The sequence below is a fragment of the Flavobacterium frigidum genome (assembly GCF_048286795.2).
In genome coordinates, this window is record NZ_JBLVPT020000001.1 from 109,506 (window position 1) to 130,163 (window position 20,658).

Consider the following 20,658-nt stretch of genomic DNA (forward strand, 5'->3'; position numbering starts at 1 on the left):
GTTTATTCTTCGTAATTTCTATTTACTAAAACTGTTTTTATAGCATTAAAATTCTTGTTGAATTTATTCAATGCAGATTCTCTAAATGATTGATTTAATTCCGTTTCTACATTTTGTAATAAAAGGTTAGGGCTAACCGCAAGTATTGTTGTTGTTTTATTGACCGACTTGTCCATACTTTTTGGTTCCAATTTTGTATTTGTAACTTCAGCTAAAAGTTTTTCTGCTGAAACATATCTGTTTTTATCAGTTACTTTATAATTTAGCTCTTGAATAGAATTATCACTGATAGTATTTTCTTTTAAGAGATTATTGATTGAAACTGCAACTACTTGATTTTGATTGATATTAGAACTAACAATATCCGATTTTTGTTTTAAAATTGAATTTTTGATACTTCTTCCCTGATTTGTTTTAGACACGACTGCGACGGCTTTTTCTGATTCTGTTTGAAGGTTGGTATCATTATCAGAAACTACAATCGATTTAGTCGCAGCGTCATTTTGAATAACAACATCATTTTTTTGATTGATAATTTCGCTGTTATTTTGATTGAAATACACTGTTCCTAGCAATAGAAACCCAACAAAACTTGCTGCAACATACATCCAAGGGAATTTAGTTTTTGGTTTTTGCTTCGCCTGTTCGCTATTACCCGAGTCAGCAGCCATAAGCATTGCATCCAGTTTACTCCAAGCCATTTCTGAAGGATGAATTTCCCGAGAATTTAATTGCTCTTTGAACTGTTTTTCTAATTTATTCGGTTCCATTACTGTAATTTTTTAGCTTGTTAATCTGTCCCTGTAGTATTTTTCGAGCATGTGACAATTGCGATTTAGAGGTTCCTTCATTAATCCCTAACATACTGGCAATTTCTTGATGCTTATATCCTTCAATAGCATATAAATTGAAAACCATTTTGTAGCCATCTGGTAAACTATCAATTAGATACTGAATATCTGCTATTGAAAATTGACTTTCAATGTTGTTAAAACTTTCTTCAACATAGTTTTCCTCCTCACTATATTTCAACTTTTTTTCCACTCGAATAAAAGAAATACATTCGTTGACCATAATTCTTCTTATCCAACCTTCGAAACTTCCTTTGTGCTGAAAGTTCTTCAAATTTGTAAACACTTTCATAAAAGCAGTAATCATGATATCTTCGGCCTGATGAATGTCTTTTATGTATTGACGGCAAACGCTTAACATTTTTGGAGAAAACTTGGTATAAATCTGCTGTTGTGCCTGCCGATTGTTTTCGACAGCTAACTGGATTAATTCATTTTCCTCCTGATGTAAGTTGATTACTTTCAAAATTTTATAAAGTGTTTCTATAAGTATAGACGATTAACAATGCAAAAAGGTTGCATTGAAATATAATTAATTGAAAAAAAATCTCGTGAACTGAGATTCTTCCTTCGTGAGAATGACAAAATGGGGACTATTTTTTTCTTTCAATCACGTAATTCACCATTAAAATCAGCGCGTCTTTAAACTCCGAGTCTGTATAATTATCCAGCAATACAAGTGCTTCTTGCTGAAATTGAATCATTTTATTTTCAGCATAAAGCAATCCGTTATTGTTTTTTACAAAAGCAATAACTTCTTTGACGCGTTTTTTATCTTTATTATGGTTTTTAATAGAATTGATAAGCCATGTTTTCTCTTTTGAAGTACACGTATTCAAAACATGAATAAGAGGCAGAGTCATTTTTTGTTCTTTGATGTCAATTCCGGTTGGTTTACCAATGGCATCTTCTGAATAATCAAATAAATCGTCTTTGATCTGAAAAGCCATTCCTATGAGTTCGCCAAATTTGCGCATGTTTTCTACCTGAACTACATCTTCAATTACAGATTGTGCGCCAAGTGCACAACAAGCCGCAATAAGTGTAGCAGTCTTTTTTCGAATGATTTCGTAATAAACATCTTCTGTGATATCAAGTCTTCGAGCTTTTTCAATTTGGAGTAACTCGCCCTCACTCATTTCGCGCACAGCGACAGAAATAATACGGAGTAAATCGAAATCTCCATGATCAATAGAAAGCAGCAATCCTTTAGACAATAAATAATCACCTACCAGAACGGCAATTTTATTTTTCCAAAGTGCATTGATAGAGAAAAAACCTCTGCGACGGTTACTATCATCAACCACATCATCATGAACTAATGTAGCTGTATGAATCAATTCAATTACGCACGCACCGCGATAGGTTCGCTCATTTACTATACCTGACGATACCATTTTTGAAGTTAAGAAAACAAACATGGGACGCATTTGCTTTCCTTTTCTATTTACGATGTAATAGGTGATTCTATTTAACAAAGCCACTTGTGAAGTCATTGATTCATAGAACTTTTTTTCGAAAAGTTCCATCTCATCAAAAATGGGCTGTTTTATTTGTGAAGTGACATTCATTTGCCTTTCAAAGATACAATTTTGAAATAAAAACAGTTATGAAATGGAGCGAAGTATTTTTTTTGAAAGCTATTCTTCTCAATTACAGCATAATTCCGTATTCTTTCTAACGATACAGCAACTATTTAACTTTATTTTAGTACTTTAGAACATTATTTTAACACATACATTAAACCTTTTTCCCAAAAATCAATCCAAATACAATAACCTAAAACCCCTTATTATGAAAACAAAATTTTTAGCACTCAGTATGGCTTTGAGCTTTCTAGCCTTTACAAGTTGTACTAACGAGGCAGAACCAGCTGCAGCAGAAGCAGCCGTAACTACCAGTGACGTTGCTGTCTCACAAAAAATGGATAACGCCATCGATGACGTTGTTGTCCTGGTAGAAAATCAATATGAAATAACTGAAGGAACTTCAGCCGGAAGATTACAAGCGGGTTATTTCTCGATTTTACCAACCTGTGCAACCGTTAGCGATTTGGGATCTACGTCAACAGTAAGGAAAATAACGATCACTTTTGGTAATCCAAACACACCGACTTGTTTGTTTAGAGGGAATCTACTAAAAGGGCAAATTATCTTGACACGTACATTAGGAACAACTTTTCCTAAAATCATGACTGTAACTTTTAATAACTTTTATATTAATGAAAATAAACTAGAGGGAACATCCACTTGGAAAAGAGAAATGATTGGTACGGGAACTGATCTGCATCCAAAAAACACTTTTACCATGAACGCAATGACATGGACTTCAACCGAGGGGATTTACACTAGAAATGGAGAAAGAATACGAGAAATGACTGCCGGATTTGCTACTCGTTCATCTCCTACTGATGACATATTCTCTACTTATGGCACGTTTACTACCACACATCCAAATGGATCTAATTACACTTGGTTAGTAGAAAAAGGAACTGCATTAATCCATAAAACAGCTTGCAGCTTACAAACCGCTCCTATGCCTTTTCCTGTCTCTGGAAAACTAAAAATAAGCAAGAACTCGCACTATGCAATTATTGAATATGGCAATGGCGAATGTGATAATCTTGCAATGTTAGCAATTGATGGCGGAACGGCAAAACCAATAATTTTAGGAAATTAATTTTTGATTAGATCTAAAACTAAAAATGGAGTTCAAAATTGAACTCCATTTTTTTATGCTTCTTTATTGGCTAACTGTCCACAAGCAGCATCAATATCTTTACCTCGACTTCGCCTTACTTTAACCACAATTCCGCTTGCCTCTAATGCTTTAATATAAGCGTTTATTGCTTCCTCAGAAGCTTGTTGAAATTCTCCATCATCGATTGGGTTGTACTCTATCAAATTTACCTTGCAAGGAACGTATTTACAAAATTTCACTAGCGCATCAATGGAAGCTTTATTATCATTAATATCTTTCCAGACTACATATTCGTAGGAAATTTTGCTTTTGGTTTTTCGATACCAATATTCTAAGGATTCTCGCAAATCCGCTAAAGGAAAATTGGCACTAAAGGGCATGATTCGGGAACGGATTTCATCAATTGCGGAGTGCAAAGAAACTGCCAATTTGAATTTGACGTCGTCATCTGCCAATTTTTTAATCATTTTAGGAACACCAGAAGTAGAAACCATTATCCGTTTTGGAGACATCCCTAAACCTTCTGACGATGTTATCATTTCAATCGCTTTAAGTACATTATTATAATTCATCAAGGGTTCTCCCATTCCCATAAAAACGATATTCGAAAGCGGGTGATTGTAGTACAAACGGCTTTCTTTATCTATAGCAAGTACTTGATCGTAAATTTCTGCTGGCTCTAGATTTCGCATTCTTTTTAATCGCGCTGTAGCGCAAAAATTACAATCTAGACTACAGCCTACTTGACTGGAAACACAAGCAGTTGTTCTGGTATTCGTAGGGATCAAAACCGATTCGACCACCAAACCATCATGCAATCGTACCGCGTTTTTCACCGTACCATCTTCACTGCGCTGCATCGTATCTACTTTGATGTGGTTGATCACAAAATTACTTTCCAGCATGATACGTGTTTGCTTGGAAACATTAGTCATATCCTCAAAACTATGCGCCCCTTTGCTCCACAACCATTCATATACTTGATTCCCACGAAAAGGTTTGTCTCTATTAGCAACAAAAAAGTCTCGCAATTGTTCTTTTGATAAGGATCGTATGTCTTTTTTCTCGATTTCCATGATGCAAAGTTAGTAAGTATTTTGAGGTTTTCGTTATTTGTGAATTTGGTTATTTGTAATTTTGTGAAAAATTTAAAATAAGGCATTTCATTTCCCAAGAATTAAAGGTTTGAAATTAGAAAAAACGAAAATAGTAGACCAAACGCAATAAAAAAACTTATTATAATTTTTTGTAAATTTGTATATAAATTAATAAAAATGGGACTTCCAGAATTAAAACATAAAATCCAACTTCAATTAGATCTTGCAGATGAAAGAGTACTTCGTATTGTATCCTCTGTATTTGATAATTATTTGAATGAAATTGTTTCTTACGATGCAAAAGGAAATGCCTTATTACTCTCAGAATATCATAATACGATTGAAGAAGGGTTAGAAGATATTAAAAACAATAGGGTAATTTCTCAAGAAAATCTTATTGAAGAAATGAAAACCTGGAAAAATGACTAATTCAATTTATGAAATTTTCTGGACTACAAATGCAAAACTTGATTTAAAAGACATTTATCTTTCATTAATACATAAATTTTCTCTCTCAATTGCCTCTAAAGTAACCGATGAAACTTTTGAAAGTATAAATTCAATAACTTTTCCTGATCAATTTCAAACTGATGAATACCGAATTGATTGCAGAAGAATGATTACAAGAAACTACAAAATACTTTACCAATTCCATCACAACAAAATTTACGTTATTAGAATATTTAATACTTTTCAAGATCCAATAAAAAGTTTAAGATAATGCATTTCATTTCCCAAGAATTAGAAGATTATATCGAGCAGCATTCTCAAAAAGAACCTGCTTTACTTGCTGCTCTAAATAAAGAAACCTATCAAAAAATTCTTTTGCCGAGAATGTTAAGCGGCCATTTTCAGGGACGGGTTTTGAGTATGTTATCAAAATTGATTCGGCCTGTAAATATTCTCGAGATTGGAACATATACCGGCTATTCTGCTTTGTGCTTGTGCGAAGGAATGCAGAAAAACGGCTCACTTCATACGATTGACATTAAAGAAGAATTAGTGGATTTTCAGCGCAAGCATTTTGATAAATCATCTTGGGGAACCCAAATTTTCCAACACTTAGGGGAAGCTGTTACAATAATTCCAACATTAGATCTAAAATTTGATTTGGTTTTTATTGATGCTGATAAAGAAAATTATCTGAACTATTTTGAACTGATTATACCAAAAATGAATCAAGGCGGAATCATATTATCTGACAATGTATTGTGGAGTGGAAAGGTTTTAGAGCAATTACAACCCAATGATTTAAGTACCAAAATATTATTGGAATACAATCAGCTGTTAGCTAATGATCCTAGAGTAGAAACTGTTTTGTTGCCTATTCGTGATGGTTTGACGGTGAGTCGTGTGTTGTAATTACCAACTAAATCGCTATTGAAAACTAAGCCCTAGCCCGGATGGAAATGAAAATCCCACGCTTTTTTGCGTGGATTGTAATGTACAGCCGGAAATAGCTCCAGATAATTACCAATATACACCCATAACATTATAAAGGAAAGTACTTTTTTTGTGCTATTTTATAGACTTTGAACATCAAGAAACCAAAGGTAAATCCAAATAAATAGCCCGTAAGTATGTCTACTGGATAATGCAATCCTAGATAAATCCTGCTGTACGCAAAGATGAGCGGCCAAAGGAACAAAAATCCAAAAAATTTGATTTTATCCTTGAAGTTGAAATACACAAATGTGGCAACTGCCATTGAATTAGCTGCATGACCAGAGAAAAAACTGAATGAGTGACTAATTTTAACAATGCGGATAAAAGAATTAATTTCAAGATTATTACACGGACGCAATCTTTGAAATCCATTTTTGAATAGATTTGTAGTTTGATCCGTGAATGTTACTAAAACAGCTATAAATAACAGTAAATATAAAGTTTGTTTAACGCCTAATTTTGTATAAATAACATATAAAAGGAGTAAAAAAAGTGAAATCCAGTTGCTTTGTTTGGTTATAAACAACCATAGTCCATCAAAAGTTTCAGATCCTAATCCATTCAAAAAAACAAATAATTTTACATCTAAAGAAAGTATTTTTTCTAGCATTACATCTGACGTTTTATAGGCCCAGTAACTTCTTCAATACTTTCTTTGGTGGTTTCAATTGGCGTGGCTGTATCGCTAAGTAAGTCAACTTTGGCTTTATTAATTTCTGCGGTTATATTCCCCGTTATGTCAGTAAATTGGGTAGTGTCTCCTAGTAAATTTTCTTTGGCTTTATTAATTTCCGAGGTAATATTTCCCGTGATATCGCTTAATGATTTAGAATCAAATCCATTCGCCTCGGCACCTTTTTGAATTTCACTTTTAATGTCATTCGTAGCATTTTTTAATTGCGCTATAGCTTTCCCCATAGTTCGTGCTATTTCAGGCACTTTATCTGACCCAAAAAGCATAAGCACTATAAACATGATAAAAATTAATTCGCCTCCTCCTATGCCAAACATATTTCTTATTTTTTAGTGTTACAAATATACCAAATTTAGCAACTTTGAATTTTAATTTTTTCATAAAAAAAAGACTCTTTTCAGAGTCTTTTTAAATGTTGTTTGTGCTTAGTCAAATTTTGATTTCACTTCCTCTTTAGGCCAACTGTTATTGGTTACATCAATATCCGCTGTTTCTAGTTTTGGATCTACAAGAATCTTTTTAATCGCTTTTTCTGTAGCATAGACTTTCTTTGCAGTATCATTATTTTTTCTCCAAATTTGGGCTGGATATTTAAATGTCTCTTTGGTATCATCTTCGTAAGTCAATTCAACAATAATTGGCATTAACATTCCTCCTGGCTTATTGAACTCTACTTCGTAGAAAAACTTTGGAGATTTTAACATCGCTTTTTCATCAGCAGAGAAGTTTTTACTAACGTACTCTGAAAGTAAATTTACATCTGCAATTGCTAATGCTTTTTTATCCTTAGCAGGTAATTCTTCACTTGTTCCTGATACTAAATAAACGAAAGGTCCTTTTTCTTGTCCAAAACGTCCTCTGCGAACTACCGCATCTTTCAATTCCTTAGTAGCAGTCTCAGATACAAAATATTGTTTTACTTCCTTTACTCCGATATCTACAAAATCAGTAGAGTAAAACCATCCTCTGAAAAACCAATCTAAATCTACTGCTGAGGCATCTTCCATAGTTCTAAAAAAGTCTTCAGGTGTAGGATGTTTAAATTTCCATCGGTTAGCATATACTTTAAAAGCATGGTCAAATAATTCTCTTCCCATGATCGTTTCTCTCAGAATATTCAATCCTGTTGCAGGCTTACCATACGCATTTGCTCCAAATTGAACTATTGTTTCGGAGTTTGACATGATTGGTTCCAAGAATTTTTGATCTCCACTCATGTAAGGAACAATTTTACTTGCAGGTCCGCGACTAGACGGGAAATTTGTTCCCATTTCTTGCTCGGCCATATATTGCATAAATGTATTTAACCCTTCATCCATCCATGACCACTGACGTTCGTCAGAATTAACAATCATTGGAAAGAAATTGTGTCCTACTTCGTGAATTACCACACCAATCATTCCATTTTTTGTACGCTCGCTCGTAACTCCTTTTTCATCAGGGCGACCATAATTCCAGCAAATCATTGGATATTCCATTCCTTGATCTTCTGCTGATACTGATACCGCTTTTGGATAAGGATAATCAAAAGTATGAGCTGAATAACTTTTTAAAGTATGCGCCACTGTTCTAGTAGAAGTTTCTCCCCAAAGTGGATTACTTTCTTTTGGATACACTGAAATAGCCATAACCGTTTTGTTTTTCAATTGTACCGCCATAGCATCTAGAATGAATTTTCTAGAAGTAGCAATACCAAAATCTCTCACGTTTTTAGCGCTAAATTTCCATGTTTTTTTCTTTTCTGAAAATCCTTTTTCACTTGCTTCAGCTTCAGCTTGTGTAACAATTACAACAGGCTTGTCAAATGATTTTTGAGCCAGTTCGTATCTTTTTACTTGTTCTGCAGTAAATACTTCGCTTCTGTTCATAAGCTCTCCTGTAGCTTCCATCACGTGATCAGCAGGCACAGTAATGTTTACATCAAAATTCCCGAAAGGCAAGGTAAATTCTCCTGTTCCCCAAAACTGCATGTTTTGCCAACCTTCAACATCATTATAAACTGCCATTCTTGGATAGAACTGTGCAATTACATATAATTTATTTCCTTCTTTTTCGAACAATTCATAGCCAGAACGACCACCATCTTGTCTGTAATTATTAATATTATACCACCAATTGATAGAGAAAGTGAATTTTTCACCAGGCTTCATTGGAGAAGCTAAATTGATGCGCATCATGGTTTGATTGATGGAATAGGACAAAGCATTTCCTTTTACATCCTTTACGAACTCAATATTAAAACCGCGCTCTTGCTCTTGTTTTAAAAACTTATTTGCAAAATTTCCAGCAGGAAAAACCTGTTCCATTCTTTGGCTTTCCGCCAAAGGTGTCTGAGACGTTTTCGCAGCTTGATTTTGGTCTAATTGAACCCATAAATACTCTAAAGTATCTGGCGAATTGTTATAGTAAGTAATGGTTTCAGACCCACTTAATTTTGATTTTTTATCATCAAGTTCTACATTGATCTTGTAATCTGCTTGTTGCTGATAATAAGCTGGACCTGGCGCTCCAGAAGCCGTACGGAACATGTTAGGCGTAGCTAACAAATCATACATTTGACTAAACTTATTGGTGTCGTATTTTCCTGTTTGTTTAGGTGCAACAGGTGCCGTTTTCTCCTGGGCAAATAACATTGCTGGAAGAAGTAATAATAAGGTAAATTTTTTCATAGGTTGAAATCTGGTTTTTCAATGTGTGAAAATAATAATTAAAAATACATTTATCTTAATTTATTCATATTTTAACATTCCTTTTGATGTTGATTCTGTAAAAAGTATGGTGTTTTTGATCCCACCAACGTTAAAATGCATAATATTTTGCTGTTCTGAATTTCCTTCTATAATAACGGTGTTGAATATTTCAATTGCATTAATTTTAGGAATTTCCTTGATATTTAAATAACAAATGAGCACGTCTCCTTCCATTTCTTTGCTTAATAACGTCATGGTCTTGGACTGTCCGTTGATTTTAATGCTGAATTTTTCGGCTAAATACTTCTTTAGTAATGTGAGATCTTCATCTGTTTCTTTTTCAGAACCTAAATTAACTTTTTTAGTATATTTTTTTCCAATGGCAGCATTCAAATCATCTACAAAAATACGAGCCGTAATTTGTACCATTTTCTTTTGTGGAGCATAATTAACTTGGTACAAGGCTACATAAAATTTATGCAAGGCAAAGGAAGTTGTAGTTAAAAATAATAATCCAAAAAAAGTAGTTAAAATTGTTTTTTTCATTTAGAGATTCTATTTGTTTTTTATCGAAATATGGCAGCTTCAATCTTATTTGTATTCTGGAATCAAGGCGATTTCATTTTTCAAAAGTAGTAATTCTTTTAAACTCCTCGTTCTTGGTGATTAAAAAATCAATTAATAGAAATTCGTCTTCTTGTTTTAAAAGCGTTTTTGACTTTGGATCATTCTCACAATACTCCAGAAAGAATCCAATTTCCTCTTTTTTTAACTGCAAAGTAGTGGTAAAAAAATACTTGTCAATTCCTTTTCCAACCGTTTCTGAAAAATCTATAGTAGAATTCAAATCATTTTTTTTAGCCGAATCTTTGGTGAATAATTTAGATACCATTTTGTAAATCTTTACAAAATCCATTCCATTTTCTATAGTCCCGTCAGATGGCATCGTCCTATTTATAGGAGAAGACTTTGCATCATCAATAAATTGCATGTCAACAATACTTTGCGTATTCCCAGTTATTGGTTTTATTTCGGCTTTACGTTTTACAATAACTTCTTTCAGTACTGTAGTTTGTGTTTCCAAAGAAATTACAAATAGCGGTTTTGCGAAATCCTTATCTTGAATTACTATTTTTTTTGACTTAAAAGAGGTACTAGAAACCAGCAATGTGTCTTTGGCTTTCGCCAAAATATCAAAAAAACCTTGACTGCTTATAAAAGTTCTGGTTTTTGAATTTAAATTAATAACATAGCCGTTGTCTACCATCGTTGATTCATTTGTAAATTGACCGTGTAATGGTTTTCTATTTTCATTTTGACCAAAAGAAACTTGGCAGATGAAAATCAAAAAAAGGATTTTTAATATCGTCTTCATTTTAGATTTTTTTATTTGTTAAGATCTATTTGACTTTCACTTTTCAATAAATTGTTATAGTCTTGTGCCAAACCCACCAAATAAAAAGTGATTTTTTCTTGATCCTTCGACTCTAAAATTTTTACAAAAAATTCATTTTCGACCAGATAATTTTTAAATCCACTTACATATTCCCCAGGCAACCCTAATTGCGTCGTAAAATAATCATGCTCATACCATTCAGAAATCATTTTAATGTACTTCTCTTTTTTTTCTACGAAAACTAATTTTTTGAGCCGCTTAGTTCGCCCATTAATTTTATTGATAATCGGGTCAAGAGGCATTACCCCGCCCAATAATCCTAATAACATAATTGGTTTAAAATCTCCTGCAGTGCGCAATCGTCTTTCTGCAACGGTATATTTCTTAGGTTCCTTAGCAACAATTCTTTCTGAAACGGCATTTATTGCATTCGAATTAATAATAACTGCTTTAAGCGGAGTGGCTTTACCTTTCATTTCTACATGTATCAAACCCAACATAAAGTCTTCTTGCTTAACTACCCGTTTTGTGGTTTCTACATTCACGGCAGTGAAAACTAGCACATCATTTATTCGAACCATAATTACAAATTCTCCATCTTGATTTGTGGTGGTATATTCATCAGTGCTTAAGTTTAGGATACTTATTCCATTTGCATGGGTAGCATCGACTCTTATTGTACCGCGAAGCATTCTCTCAGCAGGAGTTTGACCAATAGAAATTTGGTAGACCAAACACAAAACTAGTAAAAGACTACTATTTATTTTCACCCGCAATAATTTCGTTATAATTTTCAGCTAGTTTGACTATTAAAAATTGAATCAGCGTCTTGTTTTTAGCTCGCAAAGCATTAGCAAAGGCTACATCATCAATACAATAATATTGAAATCCTCGTATATAATCCTGTGGAATCTTAAGAGTTTCAAGATAGAACTTGTCTTCAAAAAGATCATCAATTCGATCCAAAAGCTGCAATTTCTTTTCGACAATGATTTCTTTTTTCAGCATTGCTTTTCGGCCTGAAATAGTATTTAACAACCCATCAATCCCGCCGCCAGAGGTTGCTGTGTATAATTTTCTCTCGGCTGGCGTATACTTTTTTTGGCCGTACGGAATAATTCCAAGACTTTCCGCCGTGATTGTAGATTCGTTCACAAAGACTTCGTTCAACAAGATACTTTTAGGAATCATGTTAATGGTTATACTATCTAGTAAAAAATCTTCTTGATTAATCCTTCTTCGAAGTCCCTCTAGATGAACCGCTGTAAAAACTAAAACATCACCTTCCTTTGCCGCTATAGTAAAGAAACCCTTGCTGTCCGAAAAGACAGTTTTATCTGTGGTTACATTTTCAATTGTAATGCGATCGACCGCCAGCGAATCGGCACTGATTTTTCCGCGTAGTTCGCGAATGTTACCCGTTTGAGCAAAACAAATTTGAACTAACAACAAGATTAGTATCTGTAAGGTATATTTAATTTTCACTAGCGATTATCTCTTTATATTTTAAAGCCAATTCTCCTATTAAAAAAGTGGTCATTGTCTTATTCTTAGTTTTTAAAACAGCCACTAATGGCTCGTTTTCAATACTATAATATTGAAATCCTTTGACATACTCCGCGGGAATTTTCAATTTAATAACAAAATAGTCTGGCGTAAACCAATTCTCTAATTGTCGCAAATAGGATTCTTTCTTTTCAACTTCGAGTTCTTTTTTAAGCATTTTTGTTCGTCCAGAAATCCAATTCAAAAGTGGATCGGCAGAAACAGATCCTCCCATCATACTGCCCACATTAGCCGAAGCATTGAGATCAGTTGCAGTATATAATTTTCTTTCTGCTGGAGTATATGTTTTTTGCCCCTTTGGAATTATCCCCATAGAGACCGCGTTGATATCATTTTTGACAACAACTTCTTTCAATTCATTTACTTTGAGCGCCATCTGTACAGTAAGTATTTCTTTTTCAAAATCCTTTTGAGTTAGGCCAATCTTAACCTCTTTAAATTGCCCTTCGGCGAAGCATAAACTGTCTCCAACTCTAGCCAGTATAGAAAAATTTCCCAATTTATCTGAAACTACTGCTTGCTGACTTTTTAAATTCAATACGGTAATTCCCTCCAAAGCTGAGAATTCAAAAGTAGTTCTTCCTTTCAATTTTACACGAAACGACTCTTGAGCTAGACCATTCGTAACTACAAATACCAAAAAAAAGTAAACAATTCTAATCATCCATTTTTGCAATTCGTTACTAACCGTTCGTAAAAGTATCTTAATGCATTCCAAATTAAGTACTAATAGCTTGATAAAAAAATGTTAATTAAAAATGCGAGAATAAGCACAGTGATTTTATACCTTTAACGCAAATTATGCACTTAAAAATGAAAAACATACTCATCGCAAGTACCTCTACGCTTGCTAATCAAAATTATCTAGACTATTTATTACCTGAATTAAAAATTCATTTTCGAAACTGTTCTACCATTCTTTTTATCCCTTATGCAAGACCAGGAGGCATATCACACGACGAATATACTGCTATGGTTAGCTTGGCTTTCGCCAAAATAAATAAAAAGGTAATCGGAATTCATCAGTTTGAAGAGGCACCACAAGCCTTGAAAAAAGCTGAAGGTATTTTTACTGGAGGCGGAAACACATTTGTTTTAGTTTCTCAATTGTATAAAACCAACGCAATGGAAGCGCTCTCTGCAGTAGTGAAAAACGGAACTCCCTATTTGGGAACCAGCGCCGGAAGTAATATTTGTGGACTAACCATGCAAACTACAAATGACATGCCGATTGTTTTTCCGCCAAGTTTTAAAACGTTAGGATTAATTCCATTTAATCTAAACCCGCATTATTTGGATCCCGATACCAATTCTAAACATATGGGAGAAACAAGAGAAACCAGAATACAAGAATATCATGCTTATAATTCGGTACCCGTCTTAGGATTAAGAGAAGGAAGTTGGCTGGATGTAAAAGGCGAAACCATTACTTTGAAAGGAGATTTAACAGCCCGTTTGTTCCGACAAAACCAACCGCCTGAAGAAATCGAAAGCGGAATTGATTTACATTTTTTGAAATAATTTAACAAATAGCTCACAAAAAAGCCGAAACGTAATGTTTCGGCTTTATAATGGGTAATAAGAGACTTCCTATTGTATCATACCATTTACAGGTACTCGACTTTGGCACTCGCAAAATCTTAAAATAAAAAAACCTAAAACAATGTTTGCCGTTTTAGAGCGAAAGACGAGGCTTCCCGTATCTCTGCGTTCACGGGGTATCCCGAAGCTTCGGGACTCGCACAACATTAAAATAAAAAAGCCTCAAACAAAAGTTTAAGGCTTTAGAGCGAAAGACGAGGCTCGAACTCGCGACAACCAGCTTGGAAGGCTGGAGCTCTACCAACTGAGCTACTTTCGCATTACAATAAAAATAAATCTTAAATAAGACTTAGAGCGAAAGACGAGGCTCGAACTCGCGACAACCAGCTTGGAAGGCTGGAGCTCTACCAACTGAGCTACTTTCGCATTACTACGGTGCAAATATACTTAATAAGTTTCCTTTGATGCAAGCTTTTTTTTTAAAAAGTCCAAAACTTCAGTGCTCGACATCGCTCTATTGCGAGGATTAAAATCCTAAATAATTTAATATGAAAATATTATACCATTTAAATCAAACCAAAATATTTTAAAAAAAAATTAAAAACGACTTAAAAATACTTGATTAAATACCAGTTAGCTGCAAAAATTGCCTTTTATAAACTGCTAAACCCATTAAAAAACCAAAATCTTGATTCCTACTTTTGTTTTTACGTTAAGAAATTGACTCTGCTCTAAATTTAGATACTCTGGAAGGATGATAAATAAAGAAACACGATTTATCTTTTATTACAGTAATAATCTCTTTAGACAACTCAACGGGAACAGCAGGACAGCCTTGACTTCTTCCCAATCTATTGTTGTTTCTAATGAATGAATTCGACACATAATCTGCGGCATGCATCACCACACCTCTTGCGCGCGCATTGTCATTGACTCCCTTTTCTAATCCATCTAATTTTAGAGACATTCCATGTTTGCCATTATAAATTTCGCCTGTGGCGTAAAAGCCCAAACTACTTTTATAGGACTCTGCAGCATTTGAAAAATTAGAAGCAAACTCATCTCCAGTGTTTCTTCCATGTGCAACAAGCGAATGAAATAATATATCTCCTGTAGCAAGATTAATAACCCAGAGTCTTTTGGAATTAGACGACAAGCTAAAATCAACTAAAGTTAAAATATCTTTCTTGATCAATCCTTTATCTTTTAAAGAATAATATCCTTTTAAAGCTTCTGTAAAACTTTCTAGTTTTGGCAAATCAAATTTATCTGAGTGCAAAGAGCTATATGCTACACTTATTTTACCCTCTACACTTGTTTTTAGTGTTTTGGTATAAACGATAGGTTTAGGATTTGTAGGCTCAAATGAATTTGTTTTATTGAAAGAAATAGTAAACAGAAAAAACAAAACAGCAGGAAATAAGTTATAAATCATTGACTTTCTTTAGGTTATTAGTAAAATTCGGGATTGCAAACCTACGGATAATAGTATTGAAAAAACCATAATTATGAAAACTTTAATTTTAATTTGACAAATTAAATTAAAAAAACATCTAAAGACCGATGGTGAAATCTTATTATGTACTACTTTTATTATCTATTACAAATACCTTAAACCAAATTCATGCCAAAGCTTATTTATCTTTCATTATTTTTCTTATTGTCTTGCTGTATCAATTCGTTTGGTCAAAAAAAAATACTTCAAGCTCAACTCAGCTCTTCCACAATAAGCATCGACGGAAAAATAAATGAAGACATATGGAAAACAGCGTCAGTAGCGACTGATTTTGTGATGTTTGAGCCCGACAACGGGAAACCTATACCCAACGATAAAAAAACAGAGGTTAAAATAGTGTACGACAACAATGCCATTTACATCTCGGCATTGCTGTATGACAATGAACCAGCTAAAATTCAAAAAGAAATAACCAATCGAGATGTTTTTGGGGTATCAGATCACTTTTCGGTTTACATCAATGGGTTTAATGATGGCCAACAAGACTTTCGTTTTTTTGTAAGCGCTGCTGGAGTGCAAATGGATTGTTTAGCCACCGAGGATTATGAAGATTTTAGTTGGGATGCCATTTGGGACAGTGAAGTTACACTAACTGAGTTTGGCTGGGTGGTTGAAATGAAAATCCCATATGCGGCTTTACGATTCTCAAAAGCCGAGAAACAAACTTGGGGCTTAAACTTTATGCGGGAAATTAAACGCAATGTTCAAAAATACACTTGGAACCGGATTGATACTAAAATTGGAGCGGTGATTCCGCAGGCTGGTATTCTTGAAGGAATTGAAAATATACAAACCCCTACCCGCCTTTTTATAATTCCATATACTTCAGCTTATTATCAAGAGAGCGATATTGGCTCTGACCGAACTTTTAAAGCGGGACTAGACATCAAATACGGCCTTAACGACTCCTTTACCCTAGATGCTATTTTAGTACCTGATTTTGGACAAACAAAATTTGACAATGCCATTTTAAATCTCTTGCCTTTTGAACAAAGATTTGAGGAAAACAGACCTTTTTTTACCGAAGGGACTGATTTATTCAGTAAAGGCGGACTATTTTACTCTCGACGAATTGGTGGTGCTCCTACTAACGAACCTGTAATCGAATTAAACGAAGAAATTACAGATTATCCAGGCACCGTTGATTTATTGAATGCCGTAAAAATATCTGGACGTACAGAGAAAGGCCTAGGTATTGGATTTTTGAATGCTGTTACAGAAAAAACTAAAGCTACTATCTTAAATAATGATACAGGAGAAGTAAGAAAAGAGGTAATTGAACCGCTAACCAATTATAACATGTTGGTTCTTGATCAACGCTTCAACCAAAACTCATCAGTTACTTTTGTTAATGCAAATACTACTAGGAACGGAGATTTTAGAGACGCCAATGTTTCGGCGTTGTTGTTTGACCTAAATACAAAAGCGAATACTTATAATTTATATGGCAACTTTAAATACAATGCTATCAATACTGTTGAAGATTATAATGGTTTTAAAACTGAAATAGGACTTGAAAAAACCAGTGGAAAGTATCGGTACGGATTTTCGGGAAAATATGTTTCTAAGAACTACGATTTAAATGATTTAGGAATCAGCTTTTATTCTAATTATCACAATGCGTATGGACATGCGAGTTACCGAATAGTTAATCCTACCAAAGTTTTCAATACTTTCAGAATAAATGAATACATTAATTTTGAATGGGATAACACCACCAAAAAACTACAAACAGGAGCTTTTGGCACAGAGCTTAGAGCGACAACCTTGAAAAATGATGCTATGGAATTGGTATTTGAACTTTCTCCACAGCCAACTTTTGATTTTTATGAGCCTCGTGAATTTGGCCGATATGTTTTTATTCCTGAAAGAATTATTACCATAGTAAATTTCACTACCAATGATAATAAGCCTTTCACAATGGTAGTGCAGCCAACATTTACGGCTTTTAATGAAAAAGGTCGAAACTCATATGGATTTTATTTAAGTCCAAAATACCGTTTCAACGATAAGTTCTCCTTGGCTTATTCAACAGAATATACTAAAATCAATAATGATCGAGGTTGGGTTGGCTTTGATGATGCTTCTGAAATAATATTTGCAGAACGGAATCGAGAAATTCTTCAAAATGATCTTACTGGAAAATATTCCTTGAATAACAAAATGACTATCAACCTAACCGGAAGGTATTACTGGTCATATTCTAAAAATCATGAATTCTTTACCTTACAAAATAACGGATATCTAACTCCAAACACAACTTACGCAAAAAACAAAGACCGAAATTTCAATTCCTGGAATTTCGATTTATCCTATTCTTGGTGGTTTGCTCCAGGAAGTGAGATATCTATTTTATATCGTAATTATGGACTGGAAAGAGCCAACATGGTTGAAAAAGATTTATCAAGAAATTTAAAAAATATTTTTAACAGTGACCTTACGTCTGTACTTTCTGTGAGTGTACGTTATTTTATAGATTACAACACAATAAAAAATAAATTCTAATTTTTTACATCTAAACTGTAACATTCACTTCAAAAGGAAGTCTATTAAGGCAAACTATGCAGTGCAATGGTGTTTTTACCAATGAAACTATTTTGTTTTTTAAATTTAACATCAATCAACCAATCAATCGTTTCATGAAACAGCTATTAATCCTTTGCGCTCTCTTCCTTTCCATATTTAGCTACAGCCAAAAGAAAACTTTGCAGACCAAATTCATCACGGATAATATAGAAATTGACGGAAAGTTAGATGAATCCATTTGGAAGTCAGCAGCTATTGCCTCTGATTTTATAACATTTGAACCCGATAACGGCAAGCCAATTCCAGAAAATAGAAAAACCGAGATAAAAGTGCTTTATGATAATGATGCAATTTACATAGGTGCTTTGCTACGCGATGAAAATCCCGAAAAAATATTAAAAGAGATCACGCAACGAGATAATTTTGGAACCTCAGATGTTTTTGGGGTATTCATCAATGGGTTTAACGATGGTCAACAAGACTTTCAATTTTTTGTAAATGCAGCAGATGGTCAGGCAGATTGTATTGCTACAGACACGAATGGGGAAGATTATTCCTGGGATGCTGTATGGAAAAGTAAAGCCATAATAACGGCCGAAGGCTGGGTAGTTGAAATGCGAATCCCTTATGCGGCATTGCGTTTTTCAGCAGAAAGTAAACAAACTTGGGGTCTTAATTTTTTTAGAGAGGTAAGACGTGACCGTTTTAAATATTCTTGGAATTTTATAGATTCAAAACTAGGAACTTTTACCCAACAAACTGGAGTTTTACAAGGAATTGAAAATATAAAACCCCCTACTCGACTTTTTCTTTTACCGTATTCTTCTTTTTATGTCAATGCTGATGCGAGACAAAAAACATACGGGACACTTAAAGGTGGATTGGATCTAAAATACGGAATCAATGATGCTTTTACGCTGGATATGATTCTAATTCCTGATTTTGGACAAACCAAATACGATGATCAAATTCTAAATTTAGGACCATTCGAGCAACAATTTAATGAAAACAGGCCTTTTTTTACAGAAGGAACTGATTTGTTTAGCAAAGGTAATTTGGTTTATTCGAGACGGATTGGGGGAAACCCAAGTAAATATCCAACAGTGCAAGCCAATGAGAAAATAATCGATAATCCAGCGAGCGTAAACTTGATCAATGCTTTTAAAATATCTGGAAGAACCAAAAATGGTTTGGGCATAGGAATTTTGAATGCAGTTACCGAAAAAACCATCGCAACAATTCAAAATACTAACACCCAAAACACAAGGCAAGAAGTGGTAGAACCGCTAGCAAATTATAGTGTTTTGGTTCTCGATCAGCGCTTTCGCAAAAATTCCTCTGTTTCATTTGTAAATACAAATGTAACTCGAAACGGAAATTTTAGAGATGGAAATGTCACGGCATTAGTTTGGGACTTAAATACCAAGAAAAATACTTATAATCTAGCCGGTGATTTTAAATACAGCTATGTCAATAGTACTATTGATAAAACAGGATTTAACTCGCGGTTAAACTTTGCAGAAACCAGTGGAAAGTTTCGACACGGGATTGGAGCTGAAATAATGACAAAGGATTTTGACAATAACGATTTAGGAATCAATTTCGAAACCAATTACTATAGTTTTTATGCTAATTCGAGCTACAGAATCTTGAATCCTACCAAATTATTTAATTCTTTTAGCACCAGAATAAATACCTATTCGCAATTCCAAAAAGAAACTGGTAAAATTCAATCTAGCAATATCAATTTTCAAATTAATGCAAACAATAAAAAAAATCATTATTTCGGAATAGGCTTCAATGCCAATCCAGTAGAAACTTTCGATTATTATGAACCAAGAGCAGCGAATAGATTTGTTATCAGACCTACTAGAGTTGGCGGTTTTATTTACATATCAACAAATTACAACAATCCTTTTTCTTTTGATTTTAATCCATCTTATAATGTTTTTGATGAAGCTGGGCGAAATACTTACGGTTTTTCAGTAGGTCCTAGATACCGTTTTAACGATAAATTATCTTTAAATTACAACTTTAACTTCTCCAGACAAAATAATAATAAGGGGTATATTGATAGCGTAAATGATGATATGAATGCAGCAACGCCAAACACCATTATTTTCGCTAACAGAAATGTCATTACCTACTCTAATACACTGTCTGGAAAATATGCACTCAACAGCCAAATGACTTTTAATATTGCATTGCGTCATTACTGGTCGTATGCCGAAAATAAAAACATTTTATCTCTAGAACAAAACGGAAGACTGGCGGATTTTGCTGGTTATTCCGTTAATAAAAACTCGAGTTTTTATTCTTGGAATGCTGATGTATCTTATACGTGGTGGTTTGCGCCTGGCAGTCAAGTCTCTGTTTTGTACCGCAATAATGCAGGTGCATTCGAGAGAAACATCAATAAAGATTTTAATGATAATGTTACTAATTTATTAAATAATGAAGCTTTAAGTCACGTTTTCTCTATTAGTGTGCGCTATTTTATTGACTACAATCAGGTCAAAAATATGTTCTAAATGAATTTATTTAAAAAAAACTATCCTTACATCACACAATCATCATTTTAATCTAGCTTAGTGCTTAAATGCACAATAGTGCTTTCTATTGCCTCAAATTTTT

Annotated in this window: 20 protein-coding genes and 2 tRNA genes; 7 read left to right on the forward strand and 15 right to left on the reverse strand. The window is 33.9% G+C overall.

Translation table 11 applies throughout. The annotated features are described in order from the left end of the window. Nucleotides 1-2: 2 nt before the first annotated feature. From ACNQGB_RS00535 to ACNQGB_RS00545, 3 genes are all read right to left on the reverse strand, one after another. Nucleotides 3-770, reverse strand: a complete 768-nt coding sequence (locus tag ACNQGB_RS00535; protein WP_417943551.1) for a hypothetical protein — start codon at nucleotides 768-770, stop codon at nucleotides 3-5. Continuing rightward, nucleotides 757-1,317 carry an RNA polymerase sigma factor gene (locus ACNQGB_RS00540; RefSeq protein ID WP_417943550.1) on the reverse strand — a complete coding sequence of 187 codons (561 nt, stop codon included), beginning with the start codon at nucleotides 1,315-1,317 and terminating at the stop codon, nucleotides 757-759. Before ACNQGB_RS00540 ends, ACNQGB_RS00535 begins: the two co-directional genes overlap by 14 nt. A 127-nt stretch (nucleotides 1,318-1,444) precedes the next feature. After that, nucleotides 1,445-2,422 carry a polyprenyl synthetase family protein gene (locus tag ACNQGB_RS00545; RefSeq protein WP_417943549.1) on the reverse strand — a complete coding sequence of 326 codons (978 nt, stop codon included), beginning with the start codon at nucleotides 2,420-2,422 and terminating at the stop codon, nucleotides 1,445-1,447. Nucleotides 2,423-2,645: 223 nt separating this feature from the next. Here ACNQGB_RS00545 and ACNQGB_RS00550 point away from each other — a divergent pair, with 223 nt between their 5' ends. Further along, nucleotides 2,646-3,530, forward strand: coding sequence for a hypothetical protein (locus ACNQGB_RS00550; protein ID WP_417943548.1), 885 nt, complete (start codon nucleotides 2,646-2,648; stop codon nucleotides 3,528-3,530). Between the two features lie 53 nt (nucleotides 3,531-3,583). On the opposite strand, the gene rlmN is transcribed toward ACNQGB_RS00550, so the two are convergent. Beyond that, nucleotides 3,584-4,627, reverse strand: a complete 1,044-nt coding sequence (gene rlmN, locus ACNQGB_RS00555; protein ID WP_417943547.1) for a dual-specificity RNA methyltransferase RlmN — start codon at nucleotides 4,625-4,627, stop codon at nucleotides 3,584-3,586. Between the two features lie 198 nt (nucleotides 4,628-4,825). Between rlmN and ACNQGB_RS00560 the strand changes: the two genes are divergently transcribed. The 3 genes from ACNQGB_RS00560 to ACNQGB_RS00570 are packed head-to-tail and all read left to right on the forward strand — an operon-like array spanning nucleotide 4,826 to nucleotide 6,010. Beyond that, nucleotides 4,826-5,077 carry a hypothetical protein gene (locus ACNQGB_RS00560; RefSeq protein ID WP_417943546.1) on the forward strand — a complete coding sequence of 84 codons (252 nt, stop codon included), beginning with the start codon at nucleotides 4,826-4,828 and terminating at the stop codon, nucleotides 5,075-5,077. Then, nucleotides 5,070-5,369: a type II toxin-antitoxin system RelE/ParE family toxin gene (locus ACNQGB_RS00565; RefSeq protein WP_417943545.1), complete on the forward strand. Its 300-nt coding sequence runs from the start codon at nucleotides 5,070-5,072 to the stop codon at nucleotides 5,367-5,369. Before ACNQGB_RS00560 ends, ACNQGB_RS00565 begins: the two co-directional genes overlap by 8 nt. Beyond that, nucleotides 5,369-6,010 (forward strand): O-methyltransferase, encoded by a 642-nt coding sequence (locus ACNQGB_RS00570; protein WP_417943544.1) that lies wholly within the window; start codon nucleotides 5,369-5,371, stop codon nucleotides 6,008-6,010. The genes ACNQGB_RS00565 and ACNQGB_RS00570 overlap by 1 nt, the downstream gene beginning before the upstream one ends. A gap of 130 nt (nucleotides 6,011-6,140) precedes the next feature. Here the strand turns inward: ACNQGB_RS00570 and ACNQGB_RS00575 are convergent, their stop codons facing one another. From ACNQGB_RS00575 to ACNQGB_RS00610, 8 genes are all read right to left on the reverse strand, one after another. Then, nucleotides 6,141-6,704 (reverse strand): phosphatase PAP2 family protein, encoded by a 564-nt coding sequence (locus ACNQGB_RS00575; RefSeq protein WP_417943543.1) that lies wholly within the window; start codon nucleotides 6,702-6,704, stop codon nucleotides 6,141-6,143. Further along, nucleotides 6,704-7,105: a Sec-independent protein translocase subunit TatA/TatB gene (locus tag ACNQGB_RS00580; protein ID WP_417943542.1), complete on the reverse strand. Its 402-nt coding sequence runs from the start codon at nucleotides 7,103-7,105 to the stop codon at nucleotides 6,704-6,706. Before ACNQGB_RS00580 ends, ACNQGB_RS00575 begins: the two co-directional genes overlap by 1 nt. A 108-nt stretch (nucleotides 7,106-7,213) precedes the next feature. Continuing rightward, nucleotides 7,214-9,457, reverse strand: a complete 2,244-nt coding sequence (locus ACNQGB_RS00585; protein ID WP_417943541.1) for a M1 family metallopeptidase — start codon at nucleotides 9,455-9,457, stop codon at nucleotides 7,214-7,216. 60 nt (nucleotides 9,458-9,517) lie between these two features. Continuing rightward, nucleotides 9,518-10,024 (reverse strand): DUF6702 family protein, encoded by a 507-nt coding sequence (locus ACNQGB_RS00590; protein ID WP_417943540.1) that lies wholly within the window; start codon nucleotides 10,022-10,024, stop codon nucleotides 9,518-9,520. 73 nt (nucleotides 10,025-10,097) lie between these two features. Further along, nucleotides 10,098-10,853, reverse strand: coding sequence for a hypothetical protein (locus tag ACNQGB_RS00595; RefSeq protein WP_417943539.1), 756 nt, complete (start codon nucleotides 10,851-10,853; stop codon nucleotides 10,098-10,100). Between the two features lie 11 nt (nucleotides 10,854-10,864). Further along, nucleotides 10,865-11,644, reverse strand: coding sequence for a hypothetical protein (locus ACNQGB_RS00600; RefSeq protein ID WP_417943538.1), 780 nt, complete (start codon nucleotides 11,642-11,644; stop codon nucleotides 10,865-10,867). Beyond that, complete coding sequence (locus ACNQGB_RS00605) at nucleotides 11,631-12,326, reverse strand: hypothetical protein (protein WP_472777045.1); 696 nt, start codon at nucleotides 12,324-12,326, stop codon at nucleotides 11,631-11,633. The genes ACNQGB_RS00600 and ACNQGB_RS00605 overlap by 14 nt, the downstream gene beginning before the upstream one ends. A gap of 22 nt (nucleotides 12,327-12,348) precedes the next feature. Beyond that, nucleotides 12,349-13,104, reverse strand: coding sequence for a hypothetical protein (locus tag ACNQGB_RS00610; protein ID WP_417943536.1), 756 nt, complete (start codon nucleotides 13,102-13,104; stop codon nucleotides 12,349-12,351). Nucleotides 13,105-13,253: 149 nt separating this feature from the next. On the opposite strand from ACNQGB_RS00610, the gene pepE reads away from it, so the two are divergent. Beyond that, a complete protein-coding gene (gene pepE, locus ACNQGB_RS00615) occupies nucleotides 13,254-13,961 on the forward strand; it encodes a dipeptidase PepE (protein WP_417943535.1) in 708 nt (235 codons plus the stop codon). 267 nt (nucleotides 13,962-14,228) lie between these two features. Here pepE and ACNQGB_RS00620 read toward each other — a convergent pair. The 3 genes from ACNQGB_RS00620 to ACNQGB_RS00630 form a co-directional block, all read right to left on the reverse strand. Then, nucleotides 14,229-14,301, reverse strand: a tRNA-Gly gene (locus ACNQGB_RS00620). A gap of 34 nt (nucleotides 14,302-14,335) precedes the next feature. Then, nucleotides 14,336-14,408: transfer RNA gene (locus tag ACNQGB_RS00625), tRNA-Gly, on the reverse strand. Nucleotides 14,409-14,694: 286 nt separating this feature from the next. Then, the gene (locus tag ACNQGB_RS00630; protein WP_417943534.1) at nucleotides 14,695-15,417 is read right to left on the reverse strand and encodes a murein L,D-transpeptidase catalytic domain family protein; all 723 of its coding nucleotides are present in this window, start codon (nucleotides 15,415-15,417) and stop codon (nucleotides 14,695-14,697) included. Between the two features lie 189 nt (nucleotides 15,418-15,606). On the opposite strand from ACNQGB_RS00630, the gene ACNQGB_RS00635 reads away from it, so the two are divergent. Both ACNQGB_RS00635 and ACNQGB_RS00640 read left to right on the forward strand, forming a co-directional pair. Then, entirely contained in the window at nucleotides 15,607-18,003 is a 2,397-nt protein-coding gene (locus ACNQGB_RS00635) for a DUF5916 domain-containing protein (protein ID WP_417943533.1), read from the forward strand. A 134-nt stretch (nucleotides 18,004-18,137) separates the two neighbouring features. Then, nucleotides 18,138-20,555 carry a DUF5916 domain-containing protein gene (locus ACNQGB_RS00640; protein WP_417943532.1) on the forward strand — a complete coding sequence of 806 codons (2,418 nt, stop codon included), beginning with the start codon at nucleotides 18,138-18,140 and terminating at the stop codon, nucleotides 20,553-20,555. Nucleotides 20,556-20,658: the final 103 nt, after the last annotated feature.